This is a genomic window from Mycobacterium sp. 1465703.0 (genome assembly GCF_001672975.1).
Lineage (GTDB): Bacteria > Actinomycetota > Actinomycetes > Mycobacteriales > Mycobacteriaceae > Mycobacterium.
Genome location: NZ_LZKU01000101.1, coordinates 1 through 3,039 on the forward strand (window position 1 = coordinate 1; position 3,039 = coordinate 3,039).

3 protein-coding genes and 1 pseudogene are annotated in these 3,039 nt (G+C 63.9%); 1 reads left to right on the top strand and 3 read right to left on the bottom strand.

Features of this window, described 5'->3' with window-relative positions; all coding sequences use genetic code 11:
- Positions 1 to 720 (bottom strand): L-lactate permease (locus A5625_RS09120; protein WP_197516030.1); only part of this gene is annotated, 720 nt, incomplete at its 3' end.
- Between the two features lie 331 nt (positions 721 to 1,051).
- Positions 1,052 to 1,639 (bottom strand): TetR/AcrR family transcriptional regulator, encoded by a 588-nt coding sequence (locus A5625_RS09125; protein ID WP_066991832.1) that lies wholly within the window; start codon positions 1,637 to 1,639, stop codon positions 1,052 to 1,054.
- Between the two features lie 102 nt (positions 1,640 to 1,741).
- Here A5625_RS09125 and A5625_RS09130 point away from each other — a divergent pair, with 102 nt between their 5' ends.
- A complete protein-coding gene (locus tag A5625_RS09130) occupies positions 1,742 to 2,488 on the top strand; it encodes an SDR family NAD(P)-dependent oxidoreductase (protein ID WP_066991835.1) in 747 nt (248 codons plus the stop codon).
- Between the two features lie 186 nt (positions 2,489 to 2,674).
- Here A5625_RS09130 and A5625_RS09135 read toward each other — a convergent pair.
- Positions 2,675 to 3,039: pseudogene (locus A5625_RS09135) on the bottom strand (long-chain fatty acid--CoA ligase); the annotation flags it as partial.

Genomic DNA, 3,039 nt, shown 5'->3' on the forward strand with positions numbered 1-3,039 from the left:
GGTGGCGTATTGGCCGAGGCCGAAAACCACACCGCCCGCCAGCGCCGCGCCCCAGGTGTCACGGAGGCCGCGCCGGCCGTCGACGATGGCGACCAGCGCCAGAGGTACAAAGACGGACAAGATGGGGGTTTGGCGCCCGACCATGGCGCCTAGGCTGTCGGTCGACAACCCGGACACCTTCGCCAAGGTGATGATGGGTGTGGCCATCGCCCCAAACGCGACCGGCGCGGTATTGGCTACCAGTGCCAGGACCGCCGCCTTGAGTGGCTTGAAGCCGAGGGCAAGCAACATCACCGAGGTGACCGCCACGGGCGTACCGAACCCTGCCAACGCCTCGAGCAACGCGCCGAAGGAAAACGCGATGATGATTGCCTGAATGCGGTGATCGTCACTGACGGTCGCGAAACTGCGGCGTAAAACGTCGAAATACCCTGTACGCGCAGTCATCTGGTAAACCCAGATCGCATTGATCACGATCCACAGGATCGGGAAGAAGCCAAAAGCGGCGCCTTCACTGGCCGCCAGCGCCGCCTGGCCAAAAGGCATTCTGTAAACGGCGACGGCGATCGCGATCGCGATGGCCAGGGACACAACTGACGCCAGCCAGGCTCGCATACGCAACACGCCGAGCATCACGAACAGCGCTCCCAGCGGCAAGGCGGCCATGAGTGAACTCCAAGCCAGCGAGTGAGCGACCGGATCGAGGATCTGGCGATACATGTGGGCACCTTCCGACATGTGGATTGGGTATGCGGAAATCGATGGTTGCCGGTGCCGTGGCGCGGCCGGATTGCCCGAAGGCGAAAACGGCGATCCCCCAGCGCCATTGAATCGGCTGCGCGGTAGCGACGGGCGCCTGTGGGGACAACGGATCTTTGCGGCAACTGACCAACCGAACTATCCGCATCACAACCTCAGCCCACGTCCCGAAACGCTGCGTCTCGTCAAGGTAGGCCAGCAGGGTGAACGAACAGTGTCTGAATCGGTTCCGATGACATCCGGCGAGGTACGGCAGCGTTCAGGGCGAACGGTTGAATTCGCGCCTGTCGGTTCAGTCGCCGGAGCGATCCGGCAGGAGTTGGGACGCGAGCGATCGCGCCGTGGCAGCGAGTGTGGCCGTGTCCAACCCGGTCCGGCCCATGAACACAAGCCCTTGCTGCGCGGCCAGGAGGGCCCGTGCCAGCGCCATCGGATCCGCCTCGGCCGGCACGTCGCCCTCGCGTTGCGCGCGGGCGACACAGTCACTGATCAGTGCGGTGGACGTCTCGTAGGTGCGGCGGGCGTGGGCGAGAACTTCCGGATCCGCATGACCGAGCTCGTAGGTGCTGTTGGCCATCAGGCAGCCACGCCGCGTATCGGCGTCGGTCGGTGCCTCGAGGAGCATGCGAAGTGCGTCCAGAGCCCGTGGAGTCTCGGTGAGCGCTTTTCGAAGATGCTCATGGCTGGCCTCTGTGTAGCCACGCAGCGCCTGGAGAAAGAGCTGATGCTTGTCACCGAATGCTGCATAAAGGCTGCCTTTGCCGAGCCCGCTGACTCGCATCAAGTCTTCCAGCGAGGTCGCGGCATAACCGGCGTCCCAAAACTGATCACGGACGGCGGTCAGCACCTGCTTCTCATCGAACGATCGCGGACGTGCCATACGACACAGAATACGGATTTTTGACTGACCGGTCCAATATGCTTATTGTGGACCGTGCGGTCAAGAACTCCGCGGAAAGACCTACTAGGAAGCAGGAAGCGCATGGGAAAGCTGGACAACAAGGTCGCGATCGTGACCGGCGGATCGCGGGGGATCGGGGCAGCCTCAGCGCTGGCGCTGGCCGACGAGGGAGCCGACGTGGCGATCAGTTACTCGTCCTCGGTGGATCGGGCCAACGCCACACTCGCCGACCTGCAAGCCAAGGGGGTACGTGCGGAGGCCTTCCAAGCCGACCAGGCCGATGCCGAACAGGCTGCAGGCCTGATACGGCGGGTGGTGGAGCGCTTCGGAAAGATTGACATTCTGGTCAACAACGCGGCCGCCTCGGTCCCCGGCCCAATCGACAGCGAGTTCGCCGACGAGTCCGCCTATGACCGCCAGCTCGCCATCAACTACACCAGCGTGGTGGCTGCGATCCGGGCCGCGTTCCCGCTGCTGCCGGATGGCGGGCGGATCATCAGTATCAGCTCGGGTGTGGGAACGCGAGTGGGCTTCCCTGGGATGGCCGACTATGCGGGTTCTAAGTCCGCCGTTGAGGGCTACAGCCGCGGCGCAGCCCGCGATTTGGCGCACCGTGGCATCACGGTCAACATCATCCAGCCCGGGTTCATCGACACCGAGATGAACCCCGCCGATGGCCCCGCCGCATCTACGTTCCTTTCAACCACCGCGATGGGTCGCTACGGCAGGCCGGATGAGATTGCCGCCGGCGTCGTCTTCCTCGCCAGCCCGCAGGCCTCCTACATCACCGGCGCAGTGCTGAGGATCGACGGCGGATATAGCGCCTAGCGTGCCGGCAGCGTTGCCGCCCCTGGGCTCGCTTATGGCCCAGGCTGAAGATTACGAATCTAACGACTAGGAGACGAGACGGTAAGTGGGTCGACCACATGGATTGACGCGAACTGCCGGTCGTGTGGTGTCACGTGGACGCGCACGTAGCTGTAGCCCAAAACTTGTGTGATGCAAAAGATTCCGTCATTTCTCGGCGGGGATCGCGATATTGCGCTTGAGGATCTTGCCGGTCGGACCCTTGGGCAGTTCGTCGACGAACCAGACCCGCCGCGGGTATTTGTATCCGGCCACGCGGTCCTTGACGAAGTCCCTGATTGCGGCGGCGTCCGCCTCGGCTCCGGACGTCAGCGCGACCGCGGCGCCCACCTCCTCGCCGAGCATCTCGTCGGGGATGCCGACGACGGCCGCCTCCCGGACCGCGGGATGCTCGTAGAGAACTTCCTCGACTTCGCGCGGATAGACGTTGTAGCCGCCACGGATGATCATGTCCTTGGAACGGTCGACGATGAAGTAGTAGCCGTCGTCATCGACGCGCGCCAGGTCGCCGG